Source organism: Marisediminicola sp. LYQ85, assembly GCF_046600695.1.
In the GTDB taxonomy this organism is placed as follows: domain Bacteria; phylum Actinomycetota; class Actinomycetes; order Actinomycetales; family Microbacteriaceae; genus Marisediminicola.
The window spans coordinates 25,359-52,231 of record NZ_JBKIWO010000001.1 but is presented as its reverse complement, the minus strand read 5'-3'; the positions used below and the strand labels follow the sequence as shown (position 1 = coordinate 52,231).

Here is a 26,873-nt window from a genome sequence, read left to right as displayed (position 1 = left end):
ATCCGATCGTCTACATCAAGATCGTCGTCATCCTCGGGTCGATCGTGCTCGCGGGTTTCTGGGTGCAGCGCGTGTTCTTCCCGGAGCTCTCGGCCTGACCCCGGTCGCTCCCTCCGCGTGACACAGTGGGGGAACACGACGAAAGGCTCACCATGACCGAGGACACCGCCGCCGCTCCCACCGCCACCGCCACCGGCGACACGCCCCTCTCGGGCACGCAGTACGTGATCGAGGCGCACGGCTACCGGGTGACGGTCGCGAGCACCGGTGCGACGCTGCGGGAGCTCACGTTCGACGGGCGCGACCTCACGGTTCCGTTCGCGGCAGACGAGGTCCGACGCAATTTCCGCGGTGCGACGCTCGCCCCGTGGCCCAATCGCATCATCGACGGCACCTACACGTTCGCGGGCGAGGATCGGCAGCTCGCCCTCACCGAACCCGAGCGGGGTCACGCCCTCCACGGGCTCGTGAGCTGGGTGGACTTCTCGGTCGTGGAGCACGTCGGCGATGCGGTGACGCTCGCGGCGATCATCCCGCCGCAGGTCGGCTATCCGCACCGGGTGCGTGTCTCGGTCACGTTCACGGTGTCGAGCGACGGTCTCACGCAGTCGATCGGTGCGACCAATGTCGGCGACACGACGGCGCCCTACGGGTGCAGTGCGCACCCGTACCTCGTGGCGGGCGAGGGCATCGTCGACGACTGGACTCTCGAGCTGTCGGCCTCAGACGTGTTCCTCACCGAGGGCGACCGTTTGCTCCCCGACCGCGTCGCCTCCGTCGATTCGGTTCTCGACGGCACCCTCGACTTCCGCGGGGGGCGGGTGATCGGTGACACTTTCGTCGATCACGCCTACACGTCGCTCGAATTCTCCCCTCGCGCGACCGTGCGCGTCACGACCGCGGCGGGGAGCGGGGTCGCGATCGAGTTCGACGAGGCCTGCCCCTGGGTGCAGATCCACACCGCGGATCGTCCGGCGCCCGAGCCCAGCCGCATCGGGCTCGCGGTCGAGCCGATGACGTGTCCGCCCGACGCGTTCAACTCGAAGACGGATGTCGTCGAGCTCGAGCCCGGGGCGACGCACGAGGTGTCGTGGCGCATCAGTGCGCTGTGAGCCCTCGAAGATGAGCGTAAGGTGATTGGCGGCCGTCACGAACGGCCGCCTCTCTTCTTTCGCCTCGCACTCGTCGACCCCGCATCAGGTGGTCCCGTGCCCGGCGGTCCAGCCCCGTCAGCCTGTCCGGAGTTTCTGCATGTCGTCCGTCACCGCCCCCACCGCGTCTGCCAAGACCAATCCTCGTTCTCGTGTCATCTTCGCGAGCCTCATCGGCACGTCGATCGAGTTCTACGACTTCTACGTCTACGCGACGGCGGCCGTGCTCGTGTTCCCGATCCTGTTCTTCCCCGGGGACGACCCGACCATGTCGCTCCTCAAGTCGTTTGCGGCATTCGGCGCGGCGTTCGTCGCGCGGCCGATCGGGTCGATCCTGTTCGGGCACTTCGGTGACCGGATCGGTCGCAAGGGCACCCTCGTGGCGTCGCTGCTCACGATGGGTGTCGCGACGGTGCTCATCGGGTGCATCCCGACGGCGCTCACGCCCGGCTGGGAGGTTCTCGCCCCCACCCTTCTGGTGATCATGCGTTTCGCCCAGGGTCTCGGTCTCGGTGGCGAGTGGAGTGGCGCAGCGTTGCTCGCGACGGAGAATGCTCCCGAAGGCAAGCGCGCCATCTACGGCACGTTCCCGCAGCTCGGTGCGCCGATCGGTTTCATCGTGGCCAACGGCGTGTTCCTCATCCTCAACCTCACGCTGCCCGAAGACGACTTCCTGTCGTGGGGGTGGCGTGTGCCGTTCCTCGCGAGCGCCGTTCTCGTGATCATCGGTCTCTACGTGCGGTTCAAGCTCATCGAGACTCCCGCGTTCACGAAGGTCATCGAGTCGGGTGAGGTCGAGAAACTGCCTCTCGCGCGAGTCTTCAAGTCGAGTTGGCGTCAGCTCATCCTCGGAACGTTCATCATGCTCGCGACGTACACGCTCTTCTATCTCATGACGACGTACACGCTCACGTATGGCACGACGCCGGTCGATGCGGATGTCGCGGGCCTCGGCTACACGCGCAACGACTTCCTCATCATGCTCATCGTCGGTGTCGTGTTCTTCGGAATCTTCACGCTCGTGTCTGGTCCGCTCGCGGAGAGGTTCGGCCGTCGTGCGCACCTCATCGTGACGACTCTCGCGATCATCGTCTTCGGTTTTCTGTTCGTGCCACTCCTCGGGGGTGGAGATGTGGGTGTCAACGCGTTGCTCGTGATCGGGTTCACTCTCATGGGGTTGACGTTCGGTCCGATGGGGGCGTTGTTGCCCGAGTTGTTCCCGACGAACGTGCGGTACACGGGGTCGGCGATCAGCTACAACGTCGCGAGCATCCTCGGTGCTGCTGTGGCGCCGTTCATCGCGGTGTGGCTCTGGGGTCTCGCCGACGGGAGCCCGGTGCTCGTCGGTGTGTACCTGAGCGTCATGGGGGCCATCACGCTCGTCGCGCTCATCCTGAGCAAGGAGACGCGGGACCTCGAGTACACCTCGAACGTGAGCTGAGGGTCCGGGTCGGTTCGGGCCGGGTTGCGTCGTCACATCGCTACATCGCGATCTCATGGGCGACCGGGCTCCGGGACGGCATCGGAATGAACACCCGCCCCGGATCGACGTCCGGTGGTGGTCGTAGGAAGTAGTCGGCTCGGTCTCGGTGCACCTGCCACCGGTTGTCATGGATCAGCAGATGATGCCTCCGACACAGCAGGATGCCGTCGGCGATGTCGGTGCGGCCCTCGGCACCAGCCCACGGGTTGATGTGGTGGGCCTCGCAATACGACGGAGGTCTCTCGCACCCGGGGAACCGGCATCCGCCGTCTCTGACGGTCAACCCGATGCGTTGCCGTTCGGTGAACAGGCGCCGGTCCCGTCCGACGTTCACGCACTGGCCGTCGCGGTCGAAGCCGACACTGATGACTCCGGTGTTGCAGATCGCCCGTTCGATCGTCGGAGCCGACACGGTGTCGGTGCGGCCCTCGAGGAACCCTGGACCTGTCCTGCCCTCGAGCCGGTCCGCGGTCACCACGATCCGCACGGCCGGGCGGCGCCCGCCGAACAGGGTTCCCGGATCCGCATCGACCGCGAGGCGCACCAGGTCGACGAACGCGTCGGCACTGACCTGCTCGTCGGTGCGGCCATCGTTCAGCAGCTCCTCCGCGGTCGCACGCGCGGCCGGGTCGACGAAGCGGGGACCACCCCGCCGCGGTGACAGGATCTGAGCGAACGCGTCCGCAACCAGAGCCCCGTCTTCGGGGGCGAGCCGCCACGACCCGCAGTGCATTCCGGTCGTGGCGTCCCACCAGGTGCGCACCGTCCTCAGGTCGCGGTGCTGTTTCTCCCGACGCTCGATCCCGTCAGCATCGAGGAGATCACGCACCTGCCTCGCACGGCGCCAGAGCTGTTCCGGGGTCAGACCCGGTCCCGCGGCGATGAGGTCGTCTGCAGCGTCCTCGAGCACGATCTCGTCGACGCCGGTGATCTCGGAGAACACCCGCCGGATCGCATCCATCGCATCGAGCGAGAGGGCACCTGACGTCACGGCCGCGGCGAGAGCGTCGCGCCACGACGGTGGGGCGGAACCGTCGTGGCCCCCCACTGGCTGCGCGCCCGCGGACGCGGCTTCGGCGAGCAAAGATCCGGTCTCGACCAGGCGGGTGGCTTCGGCGCGGCTCACGTGCGCCACACGCTGGATCATCGCGACCGGGCTCACGAAACCCGCCTTTTGGGCGAGTCCCTGGTGACCGAGTTCAGGGCGCGACCGGTGCGCGACCTCCCCCGCGATCAGAGCGGCGAACTGGTCGACGTTGTGCTGCAGCGCCGCGACGGACTCGACGGCCGCCGTCAGATCAGCGTGGTCGAGGGCTGCGATCGACTCCGCCGTGCCGCCGAGATCGGCGACCACAGCGGCCCGATCGAGGAGAGCGGCGGAGAGGGTGGGCATGCATCAATTCTCCCGAATCGAACGGGTGTTCGAAAGAAGAACGAACCGTCTGCGGAGAGTGGGTTCTCCACAGGGGGCGGGGAGGAGGAGTCTTTCGCGAGGACGAGTACTCGACCCGCCTCTCGCCCTCAGCGAACTCACCACGAGGGCGCACCCCGCGCCGATACGCTGGCACCGGCGCGCCTGGGTGATGCCGACCCGGCCCGAGCCGGCCAGCCCGGAGCCGGTCGCCTCCGAGCCGTCCAGCCCTGCCTGCCACTGCATCGCCCAGTCCACCACCACGCAGCCGACACCACGCACCCACCGCCGCGCACCGGGCACGATCCCCAGAGAGCTTCGATGACTTCCCAGCAGAACCCGCCTCGCCCGCGTCGCTCCCTCTTCGGTCGCCCCCAGGCCGATTCGGGCCCGCGCGCGACGTTCTCGCAACTGCTGCCCTACCTCTTCGAGCATCGCCGCGTGCTCGCCTTCGTGATCATCCTGAGCGTGCTGGGCGCCGCGGCGTCGCTCGCGCAACCGCTCCTCGTGAGCCAGGTGATCACGATCGTGGAGGCTGGTGACTCCCTGCAGCTCATCGTGTGGTTGCTCGTGGCGCTCGTCGTCGCATCCGGTCTCATCAGCGGTTTCCAGCACTACCTGTTGCAGCGCACGGGCGAGGGCGTGGTGCTGTCGAGCCGTCGCCGGCTCGTGTCTCGCATGCTCAACCTGCCCATCAGCGAGTTCGACGTGCGCCGCACCGGCGACCTTGTGTCGAGGGTCGGCTCCGACACGACGCTCTTGCGCGCCGTTCTCACCCAGGGCCTCGTCGAGGCCATCGGTGGGTCGCTCACGTTCGTCGGGGCTCTCATCGCCATGGCGATCCTCGACCCGATCCTCCTCGGCCTCACCGTGCTCGTGATCGCCGCGTCGGTCATCACGGTCGTGACGCTGAGTGCCCGCATCCGTGTCGCGAGCCGCAAAGCTCAAGAGAAGGTCGGCGACCTCGCGGCAGCCGTCGAGCGGTCGATCAGCGCGGTGCGCACCATCCGCGCGTCGAACGCCGCCGCCCGCGAGATCGCCGAAGTGGAGAAGCACGCCGAGGGCGCGTGGCGCATGGGAATCAGTGTCGCGAGAATCTCCGCTCTCGTCGTGCCGATCGCCGGCATCGCCCTGCAGGTGTCGTTCCTCGTCGTGCTCGGGGTCGGCGGGTTCCGCGTCGCGAACGGCGACATCACGGTCGCCGACCTGGTCGCATTCATCCTGTTCCTCTTCCTCATGATCGGCCCGCTCGGTCAGGCGTTCGGCGCCATCACATCGGTCAACTCGGCCCTCGGCGCCCTGGGCCGCATCCAGGAGATCATCGCCCTGCCAAGCGAGACGGAGGGCGACGCCGCGATCGCCCGCAGCGCCTCCCCCGCGGTCGACTCCGACGACGCGCTCGCGTTCGAGAACGTCGAGTTCACCTACACCGAGCTCGCACCCGAAACCGATGCGGCGAGCGCCGCCCCGACCGACTCGGCGGCCGGTGCCCCGCAGGGAACGGATGTCTCGTCCCCCCGCACCGCGGATGCGACCTCCGCCGCACCCCCGGCCCCGACCACACCCACCGCACCGGCCGCGGATCTTCCCCCGACCCGCGACCGCACCGTGCTGCACGGCGTCTCGTTCACCGCACCCCGAGGCAAGCGCACGGCGCTCGTCGGCCCCTCCGGCGCGGGCAAGAGCACGATCCTCGCGCTCATCGAGAGGTTCTACGACCCGAGTTCCGGCGTCATCAGGCTCGGGGGCACCGATCTCCGTGCACTCGACCGCTCCGAGCTGCGCGCCCAGATCGGCTACGTGGAGCAAGACGCCCCCGTGCTCGCGGGCACCATCCGTGAGAACCTCAAGCTCGGCGCACCCGACGCGTCGGACGACGACTGCGTGCGCGTGCTGCGCGACGTCAACCTCACCGAGGTGCTCGACCGCAACGAGCTCGGACTCGACGCACCCGTCGGCGAAGACGGCGTGATGCTCTCGGGTGGCGAGCGCCAGCGTCTCGCGATCGCCCGCACGCTTCTCGCGGCCCCGCCCATCCTGCTCCTCGACGAGTCGACGTCGTCACTCGACGGACTCAACGAGCAGATGCTGCGCGAGGCGATCGACGCGGTCGCCGAGAACCGCACGCTCATCGTGATCGCCCATCGACTCTCGACGGTCGTCGACTCCGACCAGATCGTCGTGCTCGACCACGGTCGTGTCGTGGGGGTGGGCACGCACTCGGAGCTCGTCGTCTCAACACCGCTCTACAAGGATCTCGCGAAGCACCAGTTGCTCGTGTAGCCCTCCGACAGGCTCCGAGACCACTCTTCGACGCGCCCTGCGTTCGCGCGGCGCTACAGTTTTTCTCATGGCCACCCCCGACTTCGTCCTGGCACTCCGCGAGAAGATCGGGACCGCGCCACTGTGGCTCAGCGGTGTCACGGCCGTCGTGATCCGCGGCGACGAGGTGCTGCTCGTGCGTCGCTCCGACACGGGAGCCTGGACCCCGGTCACCGGCATCATCGACCCCGGCGAGCAACCGGCCGTCGCCGCCGCGCGCGAAACCCTCGAGGAGGCCGACGTCGTCGCCGTGCCCGAGCGGCTCGCGCGCATCGGCGTGACCGAGCCGATCGTCTACCCGAACGGCGACGAGAGCCAGTACCTAGATCTCACGTTCCGCCTGCGCTGGGTGTCCGGCACCCCCGCCCCGGCCGACGGTGAGAACCTCGAGGCGCGCTGGTTCACCCTCGACGACCTGCCGCCGATGTCCGACGACATGCTCGGCCGGCTCTCGGCAGCCGTCGACGACCGGGTCGAGACGCGCTTCGAGATCTAGCCCGCCCCGACTCGCCCCGAACCGTCGCGGGGCGGGGCGGGCGGAGCCTCAGTCGGCGAGGGCGTACATCGCGACGGCGGCGGTCGCGGCGACGTTGAGCGAGTCGATGCCGTGCGCCATGGGGATGCGAACGATCGTGTCCGCGGCCCCGAGCGCCTCGAGAGTGAGACCGTCGCCTTCCGCGCCGAGCACGAGCGCCACTCGCTCGGGGGCTCGTGCCGCGAAGGCGCGCAGCGTCACCGAGTCGTCGCGGAGCGCGAGGGCCGCGACATGGAATCCGGATGCCGCGAGCAGCTCCTTCGTCGCCGGCCACGCGCCGACCCTCCCCCACGGCACCTGCAGCACGGTGCCCATGCTCACGCGGATGGCGCGGCGGTAGAAGGGGTCGGAGCACCGGTCGGTCACGAGCACCGCGTCTGCCCCGATCGCGGCTACCGAGCGGAAGATCGCCCCCACGTTGGTCGGGTCGGCGACGTTCTCGATGATCACGACGCGACGCGCATCAGCGAGGAGGGCCTCGACCGTTGGGAGCGCTGGGCGATGCATCGAGGCGATGAGACCGCGATGCAGCACATAGCCGGTGAGTTGTTCGAGGAGGTCACCGGGCCCCGAGAACACGGGCACGACGACGTCGCCGGGACCGTCGACATCCGCACCGCCCGGTTTCGCCTCGAGCGCCGCGACCGCGTCGTCGACCGACCCGCCGAGCGCGAGAACCGACCGCGGCCGGTGCCCCGCGGCGAGCGCGCGCTGCATCACGAGGAGGGATTCGGCGAGGTAGAGGCCGTGCTCGCTTCCGCGGGACTTCTTGAGCGCGACATCCGTCTGGTGCGCGTAGTCGGCGAGCCGGGGGTCGTCGAGCGAGTCGACCTGTTCGACGACGACCCTCACGGCGCGACCCTCACGACGCCGGCGCGATGAGCGTGTACTTGGTCTCGAGGTACTCGTGGATGCCGAGCGCCCCGCCCTCGCGCCCGATCCCGGACTGCTTGACGCCACCGAAGGGGGCGGCCGCGTTCGAGATCACCCCGACGCCCAGCCCCATCATCCCCGTGTCGAGGGCGTCGATCATCCGCTGTCCGCGTGCGAGATCGCGAGTGAAGACATAGCTCACGAGGCCGTACTGCGTGTCGTTCGCCATCGCGACGGCCTCGGCTTCATCGGCGAAGGTCGAGATGGCGAGAACGGGACCGAAGATCTCCTCGCGCAGGATGTCGCTCCCGCGCGCCACACCCGTGAGCACCGTCGGAGCGAAGAACGTTCCGTCGCCCTCGAGCGCTGCTCCCCCGGTGCGCACCGTCGCCCCGCGCGCGACGGCGTCGTCGACGAGCGCTCCCGCTTTGGCGACCGCCTCGTCGTTGATGAGCGGGCCGATGCGCACGCCGTCGTCGGTGCCGCGACCGACGACGAATTCGCTCACGGCCGCGGTGACCCTCTCGGCGAACTCCTCCGCCACCGACTCGTGCACGATGAACCGGTTGGCTGCGGTGCACGCCTCACCCACGTTGCGGAACTTCGCGAGCAGCGCCCCCTCGACAGCCTTGTCGAGGTCGGCGTCGTCGAAGACCACGAACGGTGCGTTGCCGCCGAGCTCCATGGATGTGCGCAGCACTCCCCCCGCGGCCTGCCGCAGGAGTGAGACACCCACGGGGGTCGATCCCGTGAAGCTCAGTTTGCGGAGGCGCGGGTCGGCAATGATCGGCTCGCTCACGTCTCCCGCGGTCGACGTCGTGATGACGTTGACGACCCCCGGGGGCAGCCCCGCGTCGGCGAGCAGCTGCACGAAGAGGAGCGTCGTGAGCGGGGTGAGCTCGGCGGGCTTCACGACAGACGTGCACCCGGCGGCGATCGCGGGCGCGATCTTGCGGGTCGCCATCGCGAGCGGGAAGTTCCACGGGGTGATGAGGTAGCACGGACCCACAGGACGGTGACTCACGACCATGGTTCCGGTGCCCTCGGGGTTGGGGCCGTAGTGGCCCGCGATGCGCACCGCCTCCTCGCCGAACCAGCGGAGGAACTCGCCGCCGTAGGTCACCTCCCCGCGCGACTCGGCGAGGGGTTTGCCCATCTCGAGCGTCATGAGCAGAGCGAACTCCTCCCGGCGCTCCTGCAGGAGGTCGAAGGCCCGGCGGAGGATCTCGCCGCGCTCGCGCGCCGGTGTCGCGGCCCACGACGGCGCGGCGGCGACCGCGGCGTCGAGCGCACGAGCACCGTCGGCCACGGAGGCATCCGCCACGGTCTTCAGCACGAGCCCTGTCGCGGGGTCACGGACCTCGATGGCCCGGCCCGAGGTCGACTCGACCCACTCGCCGCCGATGAAGAGCCTGTCGGGAACACCCTCGAGCAGTGCGGTTTCGGTCACAGTCATGGTCGGGTCTCCTCGGGAGATCGGGCGCGGTCGTTCGCTCGCGAGAGCGCGGAGGGCCACCAGATGCGCGGCCCGATGTCGTAGGCGAGCGCGGGCACGAGCAGCGAGCGCACGAGGAGGGTGTCGAGCAGCACGCCGAACGCCACGATGAACGCGATCTGCAGGAGGAACAGGATGGGGATGACACTGAGCGCCGCGAACGTCGCCGCGAGCACGATGCCCGCGGACGTGATGACGCCGCCCGTCACGGAGAGCCCCCGCAGAACCCCTTCGCGCGTGCCGAGACGCAGGCTCTCTTCGCGCACCCTCGTCATGAGGAAGATGTTGTAGTCGATCCCCAGTGCCACGAGGAACACGAACGCGAACAGCGGAACAGACGGGTCGGCACCGGGGAGCCCGAGCACCCCGTTGAAGACGAGCGCGGAGACTCCGAGGGCCGCGCCGAACGACAGCACGACGCTCGCGATGAGCAGCACGGGGGCGAGGATCGATCTCAGCAGGAGCATGAGGATGAGCAGGATCACGACGAGAACGATCGGGATGAGGAGGGTGCGATCGTGGATGGCGGTGCGATCGGTGTCGACGGCGGTCGCCGTCACTCCGCCGACGAGAGCTCCGTCGTCGACCGACCGCACGGCGTCCCGAAGGTCGAGGATCGCCCGGTCGGCCTCCGTGGAGTCCGGCGCGACCGCGAGGGTCGCTTGCAGCAGCACGGCGCCGTCGACGACGGTCGGCTCGCCGGGCGGGCCTCCCGGGGGTCCCACCGCCGCATCCGATCCGGCGGGCACGGTGCCGCTCGGGCTGTCGTCCGACACGGCGACCACGGAGTCGACACCCGACACGTCGAGAGCGGCGTCGGCGAGGTCGTCGATGCTGTCGGCCGATCCGAGGATGAATGCGGGGCTCCCCGATCCGCCGGGAAAGTGCTCGCCGAGCACCTCCTGACCGTCGCGGGCCTCGGATTGCCCGAGCACGAGGTCGCTCTGCGCCACACCGTCGGCGCGCAACTGCAGCACGCCGATCGACGCCACAAGCAACAGCAGGGTCGCGACGACCCACACCGCCCGCGCGCGGGCGGCGATGAGCCTGCTGATGGCACCCCAGACTCCGCGCGCTCGACGAGGGCGGGTCGTCGGAGAGATCGACGACAGCGCGAGCGTCGCGTCGAACCGCGGTCGGAAGGGCCAGAACGACGCCCGTCCGGCGACGAGAAGCAGCGCGGGAAGGAGGGTGAGTGACGCGAGCATCGAGAGGGCCACACCGATCGCCGCGACGGGCCCGAGTGCCTTGTTCGAGTTGAGGTCGGAGAGCAGCAGGCACAGGAGACCCGCGATCACGGTGCCTCCCGACGCGAGCACCGGCTCGAGGCTGCCCTTGAACGCGAGCACGGTGGCATCCCACCTCGACTCGACGGTCTCGAGGGCTTCGCGATAGCGGGAGACGTAGAGCAGCGAGTAGTCGGTCGCCGCCCCGATCACGAGGATGAAGAGGATGCCCTGCACTTGGCCGTTGAGGGTCACGACTTCGGCGCGAGCGAGCTGCCAGACCAGGAGGATGCTCACCGAGAGAGCGAAGAGCGACGTGCCGAGCACGAGGAAGGGCAGGAGGGGTGATCGGTAGACCACGAGGAGGATGAGCAGCACGGCACCGAGCGCCACAAGGAGCAGGATTCCGTCGATGCCGCTGAACGCCGCCCCGATGTCGGCGGTGAACCCCGCGGGGCCCGTGACGAAGTGGGTCAGCCCGTCGGGAGTCTGCGTCTCGAGGTAGACCCGGATGGCGTCGATGATGTCGGCCGACCCCTCGGAGGAGATCGGCACGAACACCTGGAACGCCTCACCGTCGTCGGACTCGATGGCGGGGGATGCCCCGTCGACGACCCCCTCGAAATCACCGAGGCTCTCGGCGATGTCGGCCGCGAAGGCCCGATCGTCGTCGGTGAGCCCCCCGTCGCGGTCGAACACCACGACGGCGGGGATCGCCGAGGCGTCGGTGAAGTCCCCGAGGCTCTCCTGCACCACCGTCGACTCGGATGTCGCGGGCAGAAAGCTCGTCTGGTCGTTCGTCGACACCTCGTCGATGCGGCCGAAGTATGGCCCGCCGATCGCGGCGCCGGCGAGCCAGGCCAGAATCAGCACGATCGGGATGACAGCGCGGAGCCCCCGCCCGAGCATCAGCGCGACTCGGTGATGACGGCCCCGGCGTCCGCGAGGTCGGCGAGCGCTTTCGCGCTCGACTCGGGCGCGACGCCCGCGACGAGGTCGCGGAACACGCGCACGCGGCGACCGGCGTCGAGGGCGTCGCGAGCCGACGCGAGAACGCAGTAGTCGGTCGCGATACCGACGACGTCGATGTCGGTCACGCCGAGCGACTCGAGGGCGGCGGAGACGGTCTCGCCGGCATCCGTCGTGCCCTCGAAGATCGAATACGCGGGCACGCCCTGCCCCTTGGTCACGTGCACGGTGACCGGCGACGTGTCGAGAGACGGGTGGTAGGCGGCGCCGTCGGTCTCGGCGACGCAGTGCACGGGCCACGTGACGACGTAGTCGGGTGTCGCGCCGTCGAGAGCGAAGTGACCCCCGTTGTCACCGACGGCGTCGTGCCAGTCGCGGGAGGCGAACACGTGGTCGTAGTCGCTCGCGGCCCGCTCGAGGAGGTCGGTGATGCCCGCCGCGACCGCAGTGCCGCCCTCGACACCGAGCGCGCCCCCCTCGGTGAAGTCGTTCTGCACGTCGATGATGAAGAGCGCTCTGCTCACGAGAATCCGTTCTCTCGAGGTGGTTTCCGCTGCCGTGCGGGTCAGACCGCCATGATATCGGCCGGGTAGTCGAGGCCGATCTGACGACGGATGTGGTCGAGCGAGCGCATGATGGCGACGCTCTGCGACGGCGGGAGGAGGTCACCCGCGAGCAGACCGTTCTCGACGAGGCGCTCCATCTCGGCCGCCTGGAACTGCATGCCGCGACCGGTGATGTCGGACTCGTACCGCTCGAGCACGGTACCCGCCCGGTCGAAGACGGTGAACGACGTCGCGTTGTACCAGACGGAGTCCAGTTCGATGCGGCCCTCCGTGCCGATCACGGTCGCCCGGTTCGAGCCGAGGGCGTCGAGCGCCGTGTGCAGCACGGCCTGACGGCCGCCGGAGTACCCGTAGATGATCGCGGTCTGGCGGTCGACGCCCGTCTCGCTCAGCGCCGCGTGGGCGAGAGTCGTGTCCGGCGCTCCGAAGACGTCCCACGCGAACGACACGGGGTAGATTCCGAGGTCGAGCAGAGCGCCCCCGGCCAGGGCCGGGTTGTTGAGGCGGTGCTCGGGGTCGGTCGGCAGTTTCTGATTGTGATCGGCGAGGAGGGTGCGCACCTCGCCGAGGGTGCCCGCCGCGATGATCTCGCGGATGCGCGCCATGTGCGGCAGAAAGCGAGCCCACATCGCCTCGAGCACGACGAGACCGCGCTGCTCGGCGAGTTCGGCGAGAATCTGCGCCTGATCACCCGTGACGGTGAAGGCCTTCTCGACGAGCACGTGCTTGCCCGCCTCGAGCGCGAGCTTGGTGTGCTCGTAGTGGTGCGAGTGCGGCGTCGCGACGTAGATGATGTCGACCTCGGGGTCGGCGACGAGAGCCTCGTAGCCCTCGTGAACTCGCGCGATGCCGAACTCGTCGGCGAACGACTGCGCCGACTCGAGCGACCGGGAACCGACGGCGACGACCGAGAACCCCGATCCGATCAGGTCGGATGTCTGCTGGCGGGCGATTCCGCCGGGGCCGAGAATTCCCCATCGAAGTGTTCCGGGCATGGGTTCCTCCTCAGTGCGGACCGCGCGGTGCAGCGCCTCCAGAAACCTACCAGCGCGACCTGGCGTCACTCCTCTTGCGCTTATTACGTAATTCCGTAGAATTTGAGCATGGTCAGGACCGAGAGCGATCCGTTCGTCGACCGCCTCGCGGCGATGGAACGCCGCATCGAGTTGCTCGAGCAGCGCCTCGACGACGGCGCCGGCATCCTGTCGGCGGCGGATCAGGGGGCTGCGGCGGCTCCCGTCGCGGCGCCGGCACTCGACCCCGAGATCTTCTGGGCACTCACGCGGCTCAAGACCGAACTGCCGCCGCCGGGCGGTGTCGTCTTCACGGGGGCCGTCGACCTGCCGACCGGGATGCACGCGGAGTGGCAGATCGGCGCCGCCACCGACACACTTCTCGGCCGCGACTGGGACACCGTCGCGCCCGCGATCTCCGCGCTCGCCCACCCGACGCGCTTGAGCATCCTGCACGTCGTCGCGAACGGGGCGTCGACGGTCGCCGAGCTCGCCGCCCTCGAGGGGTTCGGCACCACCGGCCAGATCTACCATCACGTCAACCAGCTCGTCTCGGCGGGGTGGCTCGAGTCACCCGGTCGCGGACGCTATTCGATCCCCGCGGCGAAGCTCGTGCCGCTGCTCGTCATCCTCACCGCCGCCGGTCTGTACTGACCCCGACCAGGAACATCCGCCATGCCTCAGACCTCCTTTCGTCTCCGCGCCCTCGCGATCGCCGTCGCCGTCGCCGTGGTCGCTCTCGGTGTCGCCGTGGTTCCCCGCGGGCCCGCTCTGTCGACCGACGTCGCGGGCGACCCCGACCTCGTTCAGGCGAGTCGTCCGATGCTCGAAAGCGCCGGGGCGCTCCGCACGGCGAGTGTCGTCGTGGTCGACGGCGATTCGGTCTCGACCGCTCATTTCGGCGCCGCCGACGACACCGTGTACGAGATCGGCAGCGTGTCGAAGACGTTCACCGCGGCACTCTTCGCCGACGCCATCGAGCGCGGCGACGTCTCTGCAGACGACGAGGTCGGCGAGTACCTCGACCTGGAGGGAGCCCCGATCGCCGAGGTCAGCCTCGCGGAACTCGCGCAGCACACCTCCGGCCTCCCGAGTGTGCCCGGCGGGTTCGGGGCCATCCTCGCCAACTACCGTTCGGTCGCGTTCGGAACGGATCCGTATGGCTACGACTTCGACGAGCTTCTCGACCACGCGCGGAGCGAGTCCCTGGGCGGGCGCGGCGACTACTCGTATTCCAACATGGGAATATCGCTTCTGGGGCACGCTGTCGCTGTCGCAAGCACCCCGGGATTGGCGACGACGGACTATCCCGATGCCTACGCGATGCTGCTGCAGGCCCGCATCCTCGGTCCGCTCGGGATGACGCAGACGACGGTTCCGCAGCGGGCCGACGATCTGCCCGCCGACGCCCCCACCGGGCTCACCGCCGGCGGACGCCACTCCGACGCGTGGACTCTCGGGTCGTATGCGCCGTCGGGGAGCATCCGCTCGACCCCGCGCGACATGGCGATCTGGGCGTCTGCGCTGCTCGACGGCTCAGCACCCGGCTCGGCGGCTCTCGACCCGTCGTCGACCGTGGACGACGCCCTCGAGGTCGGCTACGCCTGGCATGTCTCGACCGAGCCCGGGGCCGCGGCCGAGCCCGACCTTGTCGTCACCTGGCACAACGGCCGCACGGGAGGGTTCGCGAGCATGCTCGCCCTCGACCGCGAGGCCGGGCGCGCGGCGTTCGTCGTCGTCGACAGCGCGACGAACGTCGACGCCGCAGGCGTCGATCTGCTCGACGCCGAGCTCGTCGGGGAGGCGGCATCATGATCGTCACCGTTCTGCTCGTCGCGGGCATCGCCGCGCTCGTCGGTCTTCCCGCCGCCTACGCGGTGCGGTCCTGGCGCCCGGGCAAGAAACCGCCGCGCGACCGCGTGCAGCTCGTGACCTCGTTCGTCGAGGTCGTGTTCATCGCGGTGGCGGTGAAAGCGGTGATCACCGCCAATGCGCCTCTCCCCTGGTGGCTGTGGATGATCGCGGTCGTCGCCATCGCGATCGGCGCGGCCGGTGCCGTGCTGCGATGGCCGACGCTTCCCCTCACCGCCCCCGGCGCAAGCCGCCGCAACCGCCTGATCGGTGGTTCGCTCTCCGTCGTGCTGTGGGCCGGCTTGAGCATCGTGCTCATTTGAGCCCGTCTCGATTGCCTCTTCCCTTCGCCGTCACGCGGCTGCTACTGTCAGACCCGGTTCGCAGGGCACCCGCTCGCACCGCATCGATTCACCGAAAGGAGCACGCCATGACGTTCGCATTCACGCCGTCTATCGCCCCCTGCGTCGCTCCGTTCTCTGCCGCCTGAGCAGCACGCTCCCCGCGTAGTCCCGCTCTCGAGCAGTCTCGGCACCTGACCATTCCGGTCTCGCCGACGCTCCCCGCCGCTGTCTGATCAGCGGCCGACCCCGCGACATCCGTCGCAGCGCACGGTCGTGCGTCGGTCGCCCCTCTCCGCCGCGCAGGCATCCGTCTGCCCGGTCCGTGCCCGACCCCCAGGATGCGAACGTGCTGTTGCAGCGGCCGGGGCGCGTCGCCCCGCCGACCGGTTCCCGAGGTCGGCAGAAAGGAGAACCATCATGAACACTGTTCTCGACCGGCCCGCGCGTCAGACTGTCGTCGATACGACGGAGGTCACGGCGACCGCCGCCATCACGGTGACGAGGCGCGTGGTGGTCACGATCGACTCGTCGCTCGAGGGCGAGACGCGGCACGTGTCTCGGCCGACCCCGCTCGGGTCGCTCGTTGCGCGCGTCGGCGTGGCGATGATCGTGTGGGGCTCGCGGCCACCGGTGACCGCCTCGGTTCTCGAGGCTCGAGCCGCGATGGACGACGAGCGCGTGCACGCACAGGCGCTCTCGCACGGCATCATCCGCTAGCGCTGGTCGGGTGCCGCGGTTCGCCGCGGTGCCCGGCTCCGGGCGGTACGCACGGCGAGCAACACGACGCGGACGCCTGATCGAGTGACGGAGCCGCCTGTCAGAATCGAACTGACGACCTTCTCATTACGAGTGAGATGCTCTACCGACTGAGCTAAGGCGGCGTGACGATCCGGTCTCCCGGCGGCACAGCATGAAAGCTTAGCCGATCAAACCGGTGCGGTTCGCCCGGCCACCTGCTGCAGGATCGCGAACGAGTCGAGAACGCGGTCGGCGAGCGACACGCTGCCGTCGGAATCCGCCCAACTCGCCCACGCGTGACGCAGCGCACCGAAGGCCACGAGGGTCACGAGCCTCGCGCGGTCGGCGAGCACGGCGTCGTCAGAGGCGAGCGCGGGATCGTCGTGGGCGAGCCGGCGCGCCACCACGAGGGCGAGCTCATCCTCGAACGAGCGCATCGTCGCGATGCGCATCGCGAAGAGCTGCGGGTTGCCCTTGAGAATGCGGCGACGCATCGCCGAGAGCGCCTTGTCTCCCGGGGTCGCGTCGGCGGCGAGGGTGAGCAGGTGGGCGAGGTCGGGGAGCAGGGCTCGTTCGCTCGCGGCGACCACGAAGAGCTCGATGTCGTCGCCCTCCGGAAACTGCGGGCCCTCACCGACGACGGCGGCCTCCTTCGACACGAAATAGTTGAAGAAGGTGCGGGGGGAGACATCCGCGTGGGCACTGATCTCTTCGACCGTCACGTTCTCGAACCCGCGTTCGTCGATGAGGGTGAGGGCCGCAGACTCGATCGAGAACTTGGTTGCGGCGCGCTTGCGCTCGCGAAGGCCGGGCGCGGGAGTGATCACGGATCTATTCTTGCAGTTACTGCAAACTTGCAGCAAGGGGCTGTCAGCAGAGCGGATCGGTTCGCGGCACCGTGCCCTCGAGGAAGAAGTCGTCGACCGCGTCATCCACACACGCATTCGACTTGTTGTAGGCCGTGTGACCCTCACCGTCGTAGGTCACGAGGTGGCCGTTCTCGAGCTGCTCGCTCAGACTCTGCGCCCAGATATAGGGAGTCGCGGGGTCGTTGGTCGTGCCCACGACGAGAATGGGAGCCGAGCCCTCCGCGGCGATCTCGGTGCGCTCGCGGGTCGACTCGAACGGCCACTCGGCGCACGACGTTCCGCCGCCCGACATCGTCGGACCGAAGACGGGGGCGACCTCGGCGAGTTGCTCGGCTTCCTCCTCGCGGGATTCCGGCGTGCCCGACGACGTGTAGTCGAGGCAGTTGATGGCGATGAACGCCTCCGTCGAGTTGTCGGCGTAGACCCCGTCGGCGTCGCGGGCGTAGTAACTGTCGGCGAGTTGGAACGCGTAGTCGGCCTCGCCCTGCAGCACCGACGCGAACATCTCGGTGAGCACGGGCCAGCTCTCCGCGCTGTAGAGGGGGAGGATGATCGCGTAGAACATCGTCCGGCTGCCGAGTTGACGGCCGTCTGTCGCCCGGAGGGGACTCGCGTCGAGACTGTCGAGGAGAGCCGCGATATCCCCCGCCGCATCGTCGACCGACCCGCGGAACGGGCACGCCGACGTCGTGAGGCAGTCCTCGAGGTAGGCCTCGAGCGCACTCTCGAACCCCTCCGCTTGCGTGCGGGTGACGTCGAAGTCGGTGGTCGCCGGATCGATGGCGCCGTCGAACACCAGTCGACCGGTCTTGCCGGGGAAGAGGTCGGCGAACGTCGCCCCGAGGAGGGTGCCGTAGGAGTAGCCCAGGTAGTTGAGCCGCGCGTCTCCGAGAGCGGCCCGGAGCATGTCGAGGTCTTTCGCCGCACTCACCGTGTCGACATGACCGAGCAGATCACCGGTGTGCTCGAGGCACGCCGCACCGAACGCGGCCGTCACGCGCTCGGACTCGGCGATGAACTCGGGCGTGCCGGGCTCGGCCGACGGGAGATCGAAGAGGTAGGCGTCGAGTTCGGCGGGGTCGTCGTAGCACGACACCGCCGACGACCTGTTGACCCCGCGGGGGTCGAAGCCGACGATGTCGTATCGCTCCTGCAGTCGCGGTGACGCGGCGAAGTCGACACTGTCGCGCACGAAATCGAAGCCGGAACCTCCCGGCCCGCCCGGGTTGATGAGCAGCGAACCGATCGGGTCGCTCGGTGCCGTCGAGCGGATGAGCGCGAGGTCGATCTCGCCGAGCGACGGCTCCGACCAGTCGAGGGGCGCGATCGCGGTCGCACACTGGAAGCCGCCCTCGCACGCGCTCCATTCGAGCACCTGGCCGTAGAACGGTTCGAGTTGAGCGGAGACGGTCTCGCCCGTGGGGGTGGATGTCGCGGACCGCTCGGGGATGAAGGCCGACACACACCCCGTGAGCGCGACCGCCGCGGCGAGGACCGTCGCGAGCACGGCGACAGCGCGACCGCGGCGGGCCCCGCTTCGCCGTTCCACCACGGGCCGGTGCGCCCGCGTCATCCGCGGGTCCCGCGCGCCGCGGTGACGAGCATCGCCTCGAGGGCGAGCGCGGGGGCGACGTTGCCCTCGATGCGCTTGCGCGTGAGCGTGATGGCGTCGATCGTTGCGAGGGTCTGCTCCGCTGTCGACTCGGCACTCGCCGCGCGCACCTCGCGCTCGATGTGCGCGTTGACGAGGGAGCTGCCCACTCCGAGCTGCAGCATGAGGATGTCGCGATAGAGCGAGAGCAGGTCGACCATGATGCGGTCGATACCGTCGCGCAGGCTGCGCGTCGCGCGGCGCTTCTGGTCTTCTTCGAGCGTGCGCAGTTGGGCTCGCAACGCCGGGGGCACCGTGCCGCCCGGGGCGACGCCGAGCGATCGCAGGGCACTCTCGCGCTCCTCCGCGTCGCGTTCGGTCGTGATCGCCTTCGCGTCGTCGCCCGCGAGCGCCAGCAGGGTCGCGGCCGCGACGACCGCGTCGGAGACCGAGCGGATGCCGAGGGCCGTCGAGAGCGTGCGATCGCGGCGGTCCCGTGCTTCGGCGTTGGTTGCGAGACGGTGCGCCATTCCGATGTGGCTCTGCGCCTCGCGCGCGGCGCGCTGGGCCACATCGGCGTCGACGTGATCGCGGCGCGCGATGAGCGACGCGACGTCGTCGACGCTCGGCACCCGCAACCTCACACTGCGCACTCGCGAGCGGATCGTGGGGATGAGGTCTGCTTCGCTCGGCGCGCACAGAATCCAGACGGTGCGCGGTGGTGGTTCTTCGAGGGCTTTGAGGAGCACGTTCGAGGCGCTCTCGCGCATCCTGTCGGCGTCTTCGATGATCATGACGCGGTAGCGCGCGACCGACGGTGAGTAGTTCGAGCTCTTGACGAGAGCGCGCACCTCGTCGATCGTGATGATCACGCGCTCCGTGCTCAGCACCGCGAGGTCGGGATGCGTGCGTGCCGCGACTTGCTTCGACGTCACATCGTCACCGTCGGGGGTGCCACTGAGGAGTGCGGCGGCGAACGCGAACGCGAGGTTCGAGCGCCCGGAACCGGGGGGCCCCGTCACGAGCCAGGAGTGCGTCATCGCCCGACTCGCATCGCCGTCGGCGGTCTGCTGTGCGGCAGCCCGGAACGCCGCGATCGCGTCCGGCTGGCCGGTCAGGTCGTCCCACACAGACATGCGATCAGCCTAATCGGCACCGACGACGCGGTTGTGCGAGCGCCGGCGGTATGGGGACTGGCGTCGTGAGCGCTGGCACCGTGAGCACTGCCGGTGTGAGCACCGCCGGTCTGCGCGCGGGCACGACGGGCTCAGCGCAGGGTCGTGACGCGGGCGACGATGAGCGCGTGGATCTCGTCGACGGGGAGGGTCGCGTCGACGACGAGAAACCGGTCGGGCTCGGCGGCGGCGAGGGCGAGGTACCCGTCGCGCACGCGCGTGTGGAATTCGGCCGCTTCGGCTTCGAGCCTGTCGAACACCTTCGCGTCGGCGTCGAGTCGCGCGCGACCCGTCGCGACGTCGAGGTCGAGCAGGACCGTGAGGTCGGGAAGGAGCCCCTCGGTCGCCCACACCGAGAGGTCGCGCACCTCCGTGGGATCGAGCACGCGCCCGGCGCCCTGATAGGCCACCGAGGAGTCGAGGTAGCGATCCTGGATCACGATGTCGCCGCGCTCGACCGCCGGTCGCACTCGTGTGGCGATGTTGTGCGCGCGGTCAGCGGCGTAGAGCAGCGCTTCTGCGCGCGGCGCGATGTAGCCGCGGCGGTGAAGGATGATCTCGCGGAGCTCGATACCCAGCTCGGTGCCGCCCGGCTCGCGGGAGTGCACGACGGTCGCGCCGGTCGACTCCAGCCACCGCGTCAGAAGGGCCGACTGGGTCGACTTGCCCGACCCGTCACCGCCCTCGAGGGTGATGAAGAGACCGGTCACGTCGCGTCGGCCCGGGTGTCCTCGACCGTCACGCTCGCGGCGGTCGCCGCGCCCGCCCGCGCGGCAGGCTTGGCTGCTGCCACCTTCGTGGTCGTGGGCGTCTTGGCCGTACTTGAGGCAGCGGGCTTGGCTGCCGGCTTCTTCGCTGCCGGCTTCTTGACTGCCGGCTTCTTGACTGCCGGCTTCTTCGCTGCCGGCTTCTTGGCCGCCGGCTTCTTGGCTGCCGGCTTCTTCGGAGCCGGGCCCTTCGCACGCTTGTCGGCGAGCATCTGCACGGCGCGGTCGAAGTCGATCTCCTCGATCGTCTCGCCGCGCGGGATCGTGACGTTCGTCACGCCGTCGGTCACGTAGGCACCGAAGCGACCGTCCTTGATGCGAATCGGCTTGCCGCTCTCCGGGTCGGCCTCGAACTCCTTGAGGGCGCTGGACGCTCGACGAGCGCCGTACTTCGGCTGCGCGAACACCTCGAGCGCGCCGGGAAGGTCGATCTCGAAGATCTGATCCTCTTCGGTGAGCGACCGGGAGTCCGTTCCCTTTTTGAGGTAGGGCCCGAACTTGCCGTTCTGCGCGGTGATGTCTTCACCGGTCTCGGGGTCTTGGCCGACCGTTCGAGGAAGCGAGAGCAGCTTGAGGGCCGTGGCGAGGTCGACGGTCGCGAGGTCCATGGATTTGAAGATCGAGGCGGTGCGCGGTTTGACGGCGGCCGCTTTCTTCGCGGGCTTCTTCGCGGGAGCCTTGGCCGCCGCGCCGAGGATCTCCCCCGTCGCCTGGTCGACGGGTGCCGCGTCGGGCTCGGGTTCGACCTCGAGCTCGGTCACGTATGGGCCGAAGCGGCCGTCTTTCGCGACGATCTGCTTGCCGTTGTCGGGGTTGATTCCGATGACGCGATCGACGACGACGGGCGCGTCGACGAGCTCTTGCGCCTTCTGTGCGGTGAGTTCATCCGGAGCGAGGTCGAGGGGCAGGTTGACTCGGCGAGGCGTCGGTGCCTCCGCGCCCTCGGCGACGGGCTCGTCGGGCGCGACCTCGAGGTAGGGCCCGTACTTTCCGATGCGCAGGGTGATGTCGTCGGTCAGCGGCATCGAGTTGATGGTCTTCGCATCGATGTCGCCGAGGTTGTCGATGACGTTGCGGAGTCCGCGGTGCTTGTCTCCGCCGAAGTAGAAGCTCGTGAGCCAGTCGACCCGGTCTTGCGAGCCTCCGGCGATGAGGTCGAGGTCGCTCTCCATGCCGGCGGTGAAGTCGTACTGCACGAGCTCGGTGAAGAATTCTTCGAGCAGTCGCACGACCGAGAAGGCGATCCAGTTGGGCACGAGCGACTGGCCGCGCGGCGTGACGTAGCCGCGGTCGATGATCGTGGAGATGATCGACGCGTAGGTCGAGGGGCGCCCGATACCGAGCTCTTCGAGGGTCTTCACGAGGCTCGCCTCGGTGTAGCGCGGCGGGGCGCTCGTCTCGTGCCCTTTGGCGTCGACGCTCGACACGGTGAGGCTCTGGCCGACCTCGAGCGGGGGGAGCTTCGCTTCGGCGGGCTCGGCGGACTGGTTGCGCTCCTCGTCTTTGCCCTCCTCGTAGGCGAGCATGAACCCGCGGAAGGTGATGACGGTGCCGCTCGAGGTGAACTCGGCGACGGTCGGTCCGGTGCCGGGGAAGGCCGCAAGGCGCTCGGCGACGGTCGCCGTGAGCACGACGGATGCGGTCGCACCCTTGGCATCGGCCATCTGCGACGCCACGGTGCGCTTCCAGATGAGGTCGTAGAGCTTCCAGTCGTTGCCGCGCAGCGTTCCTTCGAGCTGCGACGGGGTGCGGAAGGTGTCACCCGCGGGACGGATGGCCTCGTGCGCCTCTTGTGCGCTCTTGCTCTTGCCGCTGTACATCCGCGCCTTCTCGGGCACGGTCTCCGAGCCGTAGAGCTGAGCGGCCTGCTTGCGAGCGGCGTCGACGGCCTGTTGTGACAGGTTCGGCGAATCCGTTCGCATGTAGGTGATGTAGCCGTTCTCGTAGAGACCCTGGGCCACGCTCATGGTCTGGCGCGCGGTGAAGCGCAGCTTGCGCGCGGCCTCCTGCTGCAGCGTCGACGTCGTAAACGGTGCGGCGGGTCGGCGCGTGTACGGCTTGGACTCGACACTCGAGACGGCGACGGTGGCGTCGGTGCGCAGCGCGAGCGCGAGCGCTTCGGCCGACTCCTCGACGAGCACGCGAGCATCGTTCTTGAGCTGCCCGCGGTCGTCGAAATCTTTGCCCTGGGCGATTCTGGCGCCGTCGACACGAGCGAGCCGAGCGTCGAACGCGGTCGCGTCGGCACTCGGAGCGAGCTTGGCTGAGAGGTCCCAGTAGGTCGCCGCGGTGAAGGCGAGGCGCTCGCGCTCACGCTCGACGACGAGACGCGTCGCCGCAGACTGCACGCGGCCCGCGGAGAGGCCCGGGCCGACCTTGCGCCACAGCACGGGCGAGATCTCGTAGCCGTAGAGGCGGTCGAGGATGCGACGGGTCTCTTGAGCGTCGACGAGGGCGGTGTCGATGTCGCGGGTGCTGTCGCGAGCGCGTTCGATGGCCTCTTTCGTGATCTCGTGGAACACCATGCGCTTGACGGGCACCGTCGGCTTGAGCTCCTGCAGGAGGTGCCACGCGATGGCCTCGCCCTCGCGGTCCTCATCAGTGGCGAGATAGAGCTCGTCGGCGTTCTTGAGCGCGCGCTTGAGATCGGCGACGGTCTTCTTCTTCTGGTCCGACACGACGTAGTAGGGCTCGAAGCCGTTGTCGACGTCGACGGAGAACTTGCCGAGCGACCCCTTCTTGAGTGCAGCGGGAAGGTTCTTCGGCTCGATGAGGTCGCGGATGTGGCCGACCGAGGCCTGCACCTCATACCCTTCGCCGAGGTACTGGGCGATCGTCTTCGCTTTCGCGGGTGACTCCACGATCACCAGTCGCTTCGTGACTGCCACGGGACTCCTTGCTCATACTGCCGTTGTTGCGCTGATGGGTATTGCGTTCACTGGGGTGCTGCATTGATCGACGACGACGGCGTCTTCTGCCGCGTCGAGTGTCGTGCGCTGCGCCGATGCTCCACGGTGCGAATCGCTGCGCGAACCGCGCCACCGGGCGGGTTCTGCGCCCCGGCCGGGCCGATCCGCCCTGAGAGCGACCGACAACGCACACCATACACACCCAACTGCGTAGGCCTCCTAATTCATCCCGACTCGGGCGGGCCCGCGGTGGCGCGAGCGCGCACGGGCAGTCCGGCGACGACGGCACTCGCCTCGACAGTCGCGATGAGCCCGTCGACGACGCATGCCGTGAGCTCCGAACCGTTGACGCTCGCGATGTGTTCGGCGAGCGCACACGGCGCTCCCGCGACGGCGCCGCTCGCGGCGTCGGCTGCCGCGAGCGCCGCCGCATCCGCCGCACCGACCACTCCCTGTCGAGTCGTGAGCGCGCCTGCGAGCGACGCGACGGCCACCGCGAACACGACCGTCGCAGCGGCGATCGCGATGGCGAGCACGGCGGCGGCACCCGAATCGTGAGCGGATGCGGCAGCGTCGGGCTCGACCACGTCACCGCCCGCCGCCGAGAGCGCACGACCCGGCCGTGAGCGAGACGAGCTGGAGAACCCCGCCCGCCGCTCCCCCGGGAGCCGTGAGGGTCACGCACTCGAGGTCACCGCGCGTCTCCGACGCGAGCACGGCCCCCGCGACGCGGGAGTTCGCGAGCGCCGATGCCGCCGAGGCGTCGTCGCCGCGGGCGAGGGAGCGAGCCGCATCGGCCGCGGCATCCTGCAACCGCACCTGGCGCGTGGTCGCCTGCATCGCGAGCAGACACAGCACGAGGACCATGACGATCGCCGGCACCACGACGACGAACTCGGCGGTGACGCTGCCACGCTCGCCGGCGGCTGACACCCGCTTCACGGCGTCACCCGGCGAAGGTCAGCGCACGCTCGACGAGGTCGGTGAGGATTCCCCGCACCTGGTCGCTGCGCATGATGACGACGAGGAGCCCCGCGAATCCGACGGCGGCCATCGTCGCGATCGCGTATTCGGCAGTGGCCGCACCCCGATCGTCGAGGAATGCGGGGCCGGGGCCCGAGGCGAGCGCCGGGTCGATCGGGTCGGACGCGTGGTCGCGGGCCGACGGAGCGCGGTCGGCGACGGCGCGGCGGGCCGCGGCGGGAGGGACGGGAGGGACTGCGGCGTGGAGAGTCATGACGTTCCTTACATAAGGGAGAGGCTCGCATCGAGGCTGCCATCCGTGCTCCCGTCGTGGGACGTCGAGACCGACACGGTCGGAGGAGGTCAGAATCCGTCGACTGTGGACGAGATGACCGAGAGCAGGAGCGGCGCGACACCGAGGAGCATGAAGGCGGGGAGCACGCAGATGCCGAGGGGGAGCATGAGCGTCACCGCGAGCGACGCGGCCCGACGCTCTCCCTCGCTGCGCGCGTCGCGGCGCACTTCGTCGGCCGTGCTCCGCAAGAGCACGGCCGCGGGAACCCCCGCGCGCTCGGAAAGCCCGAGCACCGCATCGACGGCGTCGGGCTCACGGGCGGGCTCGCGCGCAGACTCGGCAGCAGACCCGGCTGCGGGTGCGCCCGCGTCCCGCCGCACGCCGCCGGAATCGGCGAGCCCGCACGCGGCGATCGCCTCGCGCACGGTCGTCCGCGCTCGAGGGAGCGCCGCACCCCCGGAGACCGCGATCGCCGTGAGGTCGAGCTCGATGCCGGGGGTCGCGTCGTCGAGCCGCGCTCGTGCGAGCAAGCGCGAGTTCCACAGCGCCGAGACGCCCATGAGCATGGCACCCGCGGTGAGGCACACACCGCCGGGGAGAGTCGTGAAGAGTGTGCCGATCGTGTCGAACCCGAGCGCGACCCCGAAGAGAAGCCCGACGGCGGGGAGCACCATGACGAGTCGAGCCGTCGCCACGGGGCCGGCGAGCGCGACACCGAGGTCGCGCTGCACTGCGGCGACCGACCGCAGCGACGCGGCGACCTCGCCGAGAGTCGGGGCGAGCGGGGCGCCGGACACCGTGGCGACGCGCCACGCCGCGGCGACCGCGCGCCACGCCCCGCGATGGCTCGGGTGGGCGAGCTCGAGCCCCTCGAGAATGGCTCGGTCGGCCGGCGCACCCCGCGAGGTCGCCCGCGCGACGGCGGTCAGGAGCGGTGTCGTGTGAGCGGTTCCGAGCGCCGCGACGTGCGCCCAGCTCGAGACGGGCGAGACTCCGGCGCCGAGCAGCACGCCGAGCCGGTGCACGCTCGACGAGACCGCCTCGAGTCCGGGCTCACGCGTGGCCATCGGATTGCCCACCCGCCCCGCCGCCGGTGTCCCCGCCGCCACCACCGCTGCCACCGTCACCGCCACCCATCGGCACGACCGCGAGCCGGTCGCGAGCGTCGAGCGCGAACCGACCGATCGCCACGATGCGCCTGCCGCGATCCGTTCTCTCGAGATGCAGGATGGCGTCGATCGCGCTCACGGCTTGGCGCGCGGTCGCGGTCGCGTCGAGTCCGGCGAGAGCGCCGAGCGCTTCGAGTCGAGCGGGAACATCGGCGAGGGAGTTGGCGTGCAGCGTGCCCGCTCCCCCGTCGTGGCCTGTGTTGAGGGCGGAGAACAGCTCGCGGATCTCCGCGCCGCGGCACTCGCCGAGCACGAGTCGGTCGGGCCGCATCCGCAGTGCTTCGCGCACGAGTCGCGTGAGCGTCACCTCACCGGCGCCCTCGATATTCGCCTGGCGTGCCTCGAGTCCGACGAAGTGGGGGTGGTCGACGCGCAGTTCGGCGACGTCTTCGATCGCGACGATGCGGTCCGCGGCACGCGCCCCCGCGAGGAGTGCGGCGAGCGCCGTCGTCTTGCCGCTGCCTCCCGCTCCGGTCAGGAGGATGTTGCGGCGCTCTCGCACGAGCTCGAGCACCACGGACCGCGCCACGACGGCGAAGAAGCCGCCGCGTTCGAGGTCGTCGATCGTGAGGCGCACGGCCCGGGGGAGTCGCACCGAGAGGAGGGTTCCGGCCGGCGACACGGGTGGAAGCACGGCGTGCACGCGGATGCCGTCGTGCAGCCGCACGTCGACGCACGGCGCGGCCTCGTCGATGTGTCGTCCTCCCGCGCTCACGAGTCTCGTGGCGAGGGCACGCAATTCGATCTCGCTCACGCCGGGGTCGGGTTCCCGCTCGAGCCCCGCACCACGATCGACCCAGTAGGGCCCGACCCCGTTGACGAAGACATCCGTCACGGTGCCGTCGGAGATGACGTCGGCGAGGTGACCGAACTCCGCGGCTCCAGCGCGGTCGGGGGCCGAGCGAACGCCACCACCACGAGCAGCACGACCGGGGGCCTGGCCGCCGCCGCCCACCACCCCCGGATCACCCGAACCGCCCGGGCCACCCTCGACGTCGGTGTGCTCGGGTCGCGCAGCGACGAAAGGAACGGGGGTGGCAAATGCACGCGCTCCCGCCCCCGGGGTGACGCCGTCGGTGTCGCAATCGAGCCGCATCCCCCGATGGTCGACCCTCGCGAGGCACTTCAGCGCGGAGCTCGCGTCGGTGTGCGCTCTCG

At 69.6% G+C, this 26,873-nt stretch carries 24 protein-coding genes and 1 tRNA gene; 8 read left to right on the top strand and 17 right to left on the bottom strand.

The features are described 5' to 3' along the window. Positions 1-152: 152 nt before the first annotated feature. Both ACLHG5_RS00220 and ACLHG5_RS00215 read left to right on the top strand, forming a co-directional pair. Positions 153-1,112, top strand: a complete 960-nt coding sequence (locus ACLHG5_RS00220; RefSeq protein WP_411317514.1) for an aldose 1-epimerase family protein — start codon at positions 153-155, stop codon at positions 1,110-1,112. A gap of 139 nt (positions 1,113-1,251) precedes the next feature. Continuing rightward, a complete protein-coding gene (locus tag ACLHG5_RS00215) occupies positions 1,252-2,592 on the top strand; it encodes an MFS transporter (protein ID WP_411316227.1) in 1,341 nt (446 codons plus the stop codon). 40 nt (positions 2,593-2,632) lie between these two features. Here the strand turns inward: ACLHG5_RS00215 and ACLHG5_RS00210 are convergent, their stop codons facing one another. Then, complete coding sequence (locus ACLHG5_RS00210) at positions 2,633-4,027, bottom strand: DUF222 domain-containing protein (protein ID WP_411317513.1); 1,395 nt, start codon at positions 4,025-4,027, stop codon at positions 2,633-2,635. Between the two features lie 339 nt (positions 4,028-4,366). On the opposite strand from ACLHG5_RS00210, the gene ACLHG5_RS00205 reads away from it, so the two are divergent. Further along, entirely contained in the window at positions 4,367-6,328 is a 1,962-nt protein-coding gene (locus ACLHG5_RS00205; protein ID WP_411317512.1) for an ABC transporter ATP-binding protein, read from the top strand. Positions 6,329-6,395: 67 nt separating this feature from the next. Beyond that, positions 6,396-6,863 carry an NUDIX hydrolase gene (locus ACLHG5_RS00200; RefSeq protein WP_411317511.1) on the top strand — a complete coding sequence of 156 codons (468 nt, stop codon included), beginning with the start codon at positions 6,396-6,398 and terminating at the stop codon, positions 6,861-6,863. A gap of 48 nt (positions 6,864-6,911) precedes the next feature. Here the strand turns inward: ACLHG5_RS00200 and ACLHG5_RS00195 are convergent, their stop codons facing one another. From ACLHG5_RS00195 to ACLHG5_RS00175, 5 genes are read right to left on the bottom strand one after another with little or no spacing between them, the layout of a single operon-like run. Continuing rightward, a complete protein-coding gene (locus ACLHG5_RS00195; protein ID WP_411317510.1) occupies positions 6,912-7,754 on the bottom strand; it encodes a TrmH family RNA methyltransferase in 843 nt (280 codons plus the stop codon). Positions 7,755-7,764: 10 nt separating this feature from the next. Beyond that, the gene (locus ACLHG5_RS00190) at positions 7,765-9,231 is read right to left on the bottom strand and encodes an NAD-dependent succinate-semialdehyde dehydrogenase (protein ID WP_411317509.1); all 1,467 of its coding nucleotides are present in this window, start codon (positions 9,229-9,231) and stop codon (positions 7,765-7,767) included. Further along, positions 9,228-11,405, bottom strand: coding sequence for an MMPL family transporter (locus ACLHG5_RS00185; protein ID WP_411317508.1), 2,178 nt, complete (start codon positions 11,403-11,405; stop codon positions 9,228-9,230). The genes ACLHG5_RS00190 and ACLHG5_RS00185 overlap by 4 nt, the downstream gene beginning before the upstream one ends. After that, on the bottom strand, positions 11,405-11,989 hold the full coding sequence (locus ACLHG5_RS00180) for an isochorismatase family protein (RefSeq protein ID WP_411317507.1): 585 nt from the start codon (positions 11,987-11,989) through the stop codon (positions 11,405-11,407). Before ACLHG5_RS00180 ends, ACLHG5_RS00185 begins: the two co-directional genes overlap by 1 nt. Before the next feature lie 41 nt (positions 11,990-12,030). Then, on the bottom strand, positions 12,031-13,026 hold the full coding sequence (locus tag ACLHG5_RS00175) for a Gfo/Idh/MocA family protein (RefSeq protein WP_411317506.1): 996 nt from the start codon (positions 13,024-13,026) through the stop codon (positions 12,031-12,033). A 108-nt stretch (positions 13,027-13,134) separates the two neighbouring features. On the opposite strand from ACLHG5_RS00175, the gene ACLHG5_RS00170 reads away from it, so the two are divergent. From ACLHG5_RS00170 to ACLHG5_RS00155, 4 genes are all read left to right on the top strand, one after another. After that, a complete protein-coding gene (locus ACLHG5_RS00170) occupies positions 13,135-13,698 on the top strand; it encodes an ArsR/SmtB family transcription factor (protein ID WP_411317505.1) in 564 nt (187 codons plus the stop codon). 21 nt (positions 13,699-13,719) lie between these two features. Further along, complete coding sequence (locus ACLHG5_RS00165) at positions 13,720-14,859, top strand: serine hydrolase domain-containing protein (RefSeq protein ID WP_411317504.1); 1,140 nt, start codon at positions 13,720-13,722, stop codon at positions 14,857-14,859. After that, positions 14,856-15,218, top strand: a complete 363-nt coding sequence (locus ACLHG5_RS00160) for a hypothetical protein (RefSeq protein ID WP_411316238.1) — start codon at positions 14,856-14,858, stop codon at positions 15,216-15,218. Before ACLHG5_RS00165 ends, ACLHG5_RS00160 begins: the two co-directional genes overlap by 4 nt. A 438-nt stretch (positions 15,219-15,656) precedes the next feature. Further along, entirely contained in the window at positions 15,657-15,956 is a 300-nt protein-coding gene (locus ACLHG5_RS00155) for a hypothetical protein (protein WP_411316239.1), read from the top strand. A gap of 91 nt (positions 15,957-16,047) precedes the next feature. Here the strand turns inward: ACLHG5_RS00155 and ACLHG5_RS00150 are convergent. From ACLHG5_RS00150 to ACLHG5_RS00100, 11 genes are all read right to left on the bottom strand, one after another. Continuing rightward, positions 16,048-16,120 (bottom strand) — tRNA-Thr (locus ACLHG5_RS00150). Positions 16,121-16,165: 45 nt separating this feature from the next. Beyond that, positions 16,166-16,804: a TetR family transcriptional regulator gene (locus ACLHG5_RS00145; RefSeq protein WP_411316240.1), complete on the bottom strand. Its 639-nt coding sequence runs from the start codon at positions 16,802-16,804 to the stop codon at positions 16,166-16,168. A gap of 43 nt (positions 16,805-16,847) precedes the next feature. Further along, a complete protein-coding gene (locus ACLHG5_RS00140; RefSeq protein WP_411317503.1) occupies positions 16,848-18,395 on the bottom strand; it encodes an alpha/beta hydrolase in 1,548 nt (515 codons plus the stop codon). A gap of 20 nt (positions 18,396-18,415) precedes the next feature. After that, positions 18,416-19,573: a DNA polymerase III subunit delta' gene (locus ACLHG5_RS00135; protein WP_411317502.1), complete on the bottom strand. Its 1,158-nt coding sequence runs from the start codon at positions 19,571-19,573 to the stop codon at positions 18,416-18,418. Positions 19,574-19,704: 131 nt separating this feature from the next. Next, positions 19,705-20,322 (bottom strand): dTMP kinase, encoded by a 618-nt coding sequence (gene tmk, locus ACLHG5_RS00130; protein ID WP_411316243.1) that lies wholly within the window; start codon positions 20,320-20,322, stop codon positions 19,705-19,707. Then, positions 20,319-23,267 (bottom strand): type I DNA topoisomerase, encoded by a 2,949-nt coding sequence (gene topA, locus ACLHG5_RS00125; RefSeq protein ID WP_411317501.1) that lies wholly within the window; start codon positions 23,265-23,267, stop codon positions 20,319-20,321. Before topA ends, tmk begins: the two co-directional genes overlap by 4 nt. 245 nt (positions 23,268-23,512) lie before the next feature. Further along, positions 23,513-23,875, bottom strand: coding sequence for an Rv3654c family TadE-like protein (locus ACLHG5_RS00120; protein WP_411317500.1), 363 nt, complete (start codon positions 23,873-23,875; stop codon positions 23,513-23,515). Position 23,876: 1 nt separating this feature from the next. After that, entirely contained in the window at positions 23,877-24,230 is a 354-nt protein-coding gene (locus ACLHG5_RS00115) for a TadE family type IV pilus minor pilin (RefSeq protein WP_411317499.1), read from the bottom strand. Between the two features lie 4 nt (positions 24,231-24,234). Further along, the gene (locus ACLHG5_RS00110) at positions 24,235-24,426 is read right to left on the bottom strand and encodes a DUF4244 domain-containing protein (protein WP_411318393.1); all 192 of its coding nucleotides are present in this window, start codon (positions 24,424-24,426) and stop codon (positions 24,235-24,237) included. Positions 24,427-24,614: 188 nt separating this feature from the next. Further along, positions 24,615-25,613, bottom strand: coding sequence for a type II secretion system F family protein (locus tag ACLHG5_RS00105; RefSeq protein WP_411317498.1), 999 nt, complete (start codon positions 25,611-25,613; stop codon positions 24,615-24,617). Then, the gene (locus tag ACLHG5_RS00100; RefSeq protein ID WP_411316248.1) at positions 25,600-26,811 is read right to left on the bottom strand and encodes a TadA family conjugal transfer-associated ATPase; all 1,212 of its coding nucleotides are present in this window, start codon (positions 26,809-26,811) and stop codon (positions 25,600-25,602) included. Before ACLHG5_RS00100 ends, ACLHG5_RS00105 begins: the two co-directional genes overlap by 14 nt. Between the last annotated feature and the right edge of the window lie 62 nt (positions 26,812-26,873).

Bases quoted from the DNA above. Each gene is read 5' to 3' on its own strand.
- ACLHG5_RS00100 (WP_411316248.1), bottom strand. From the start codon at position 26,811: ATGCGGCTCGATTGCGACACCGACGGCGTCACCCCGGGGGCGGGAGCG.
- ACLHG5_RS00215 (WP_411316227.1), top strand. From the start codon at position 1,252: ATGTCGTCCGTCACCGCCCCCACCGCGTCTGCCAAGACCAATCCTCGT.
- ACLHG5_RS00165 (WP_411317504.1), top strand. From the start codon at position 13,720: ATGCCTCAGACCTCCTTTCGTCTCCGCGCCCTCGCGATCGCCGTCGCC.
- ACLHG5_RS00220 (WP_411317514.1), top strand. From the start codon at position 153: ATGACCGAGGACACCGCCGCCGCTCCCACCGCCACCGCCACCGGCGAC.
- ACLHG5_RS00190 (WP_411317509.1), bottom strand. From the start codon at position 9,231: ATGACTGTGACCGAAACCGCACTGCTCGAGGGTGTTCCCGACAGGCTC.
- ACLHG5_RS00175 (WP_411317506.1), bottom strand. From the start codon at position 13,026: ATGCCCGGAACACTTCGATGGGGAATTCTCGGCCCCGGCGGAATCGCC.
- ACLHG5_RS00160 (WP_411316238.1), top strand. From the start codon at position 14,856: ATGATCGTCACCGTTCTGCTCGTCGCGGGCATCGCCGCGCTCGTCGGT.
- ACLHG5_RS00210 (WP_411317513.1), bottom strand. From the start codon at position 4,027: ATGCCCACCCTCTCCGCCGCTCTCCTCGATCGGGCCGCTGTGGTCGCC.
- ACLHG5_RS00155 (WP_411316239.1), top strand. From the start codon at position 15,657: ATGAACACTGTTCTCGACCGGCCCGCGCGTCAGACTGTCGTCGATACG.
- ACLHG5_RS00135 (WP_411317502.1), bottom strand. From the start codon at position 19,573: ATGTCTGTGTGGGACGACCTGACCGGCCAGCCGGACGCGATCGCGGCG.
- ACLHG5_RS00105 (WP_411317498.1), bottom strand. From the start codon at position 25,613: ATGGCCACGCGTGAGCCCGGACTCGAGGCGGTCTCGTCGAGCGTGCAC.
- ACLHG5_RS00205 (WP_411317512.1), top strand. From the start codon at position 4,367: ATGACTTCCCAGCAGAACCCGCCTCGCCCGCGTCGCTCCCTCTTCGGT.
- ACLHG5_RS00200 (WP_411317511.1), top strand. From the start codon at position 6,396: ATGGCCACCCCCGACTTCGTCCTGGCACTCCGCGAGAAGATCGGGACC.
- ACLHG5_RS00170 (WP_411317505.1), top strand. From the start codon at position 13,135: ATGGTCAGGACCGAGAGCGATCCGTTCGTCGACCGCCTCGCGGCGATG.
- ACLHG5_RS00185 (WP_411317508.1), bottom strand. From the start codon at position 11,405: ATGCTCGGGCGGGGGCTCCGCGCTGTCATCCCGATCGTGCTGATTCTG.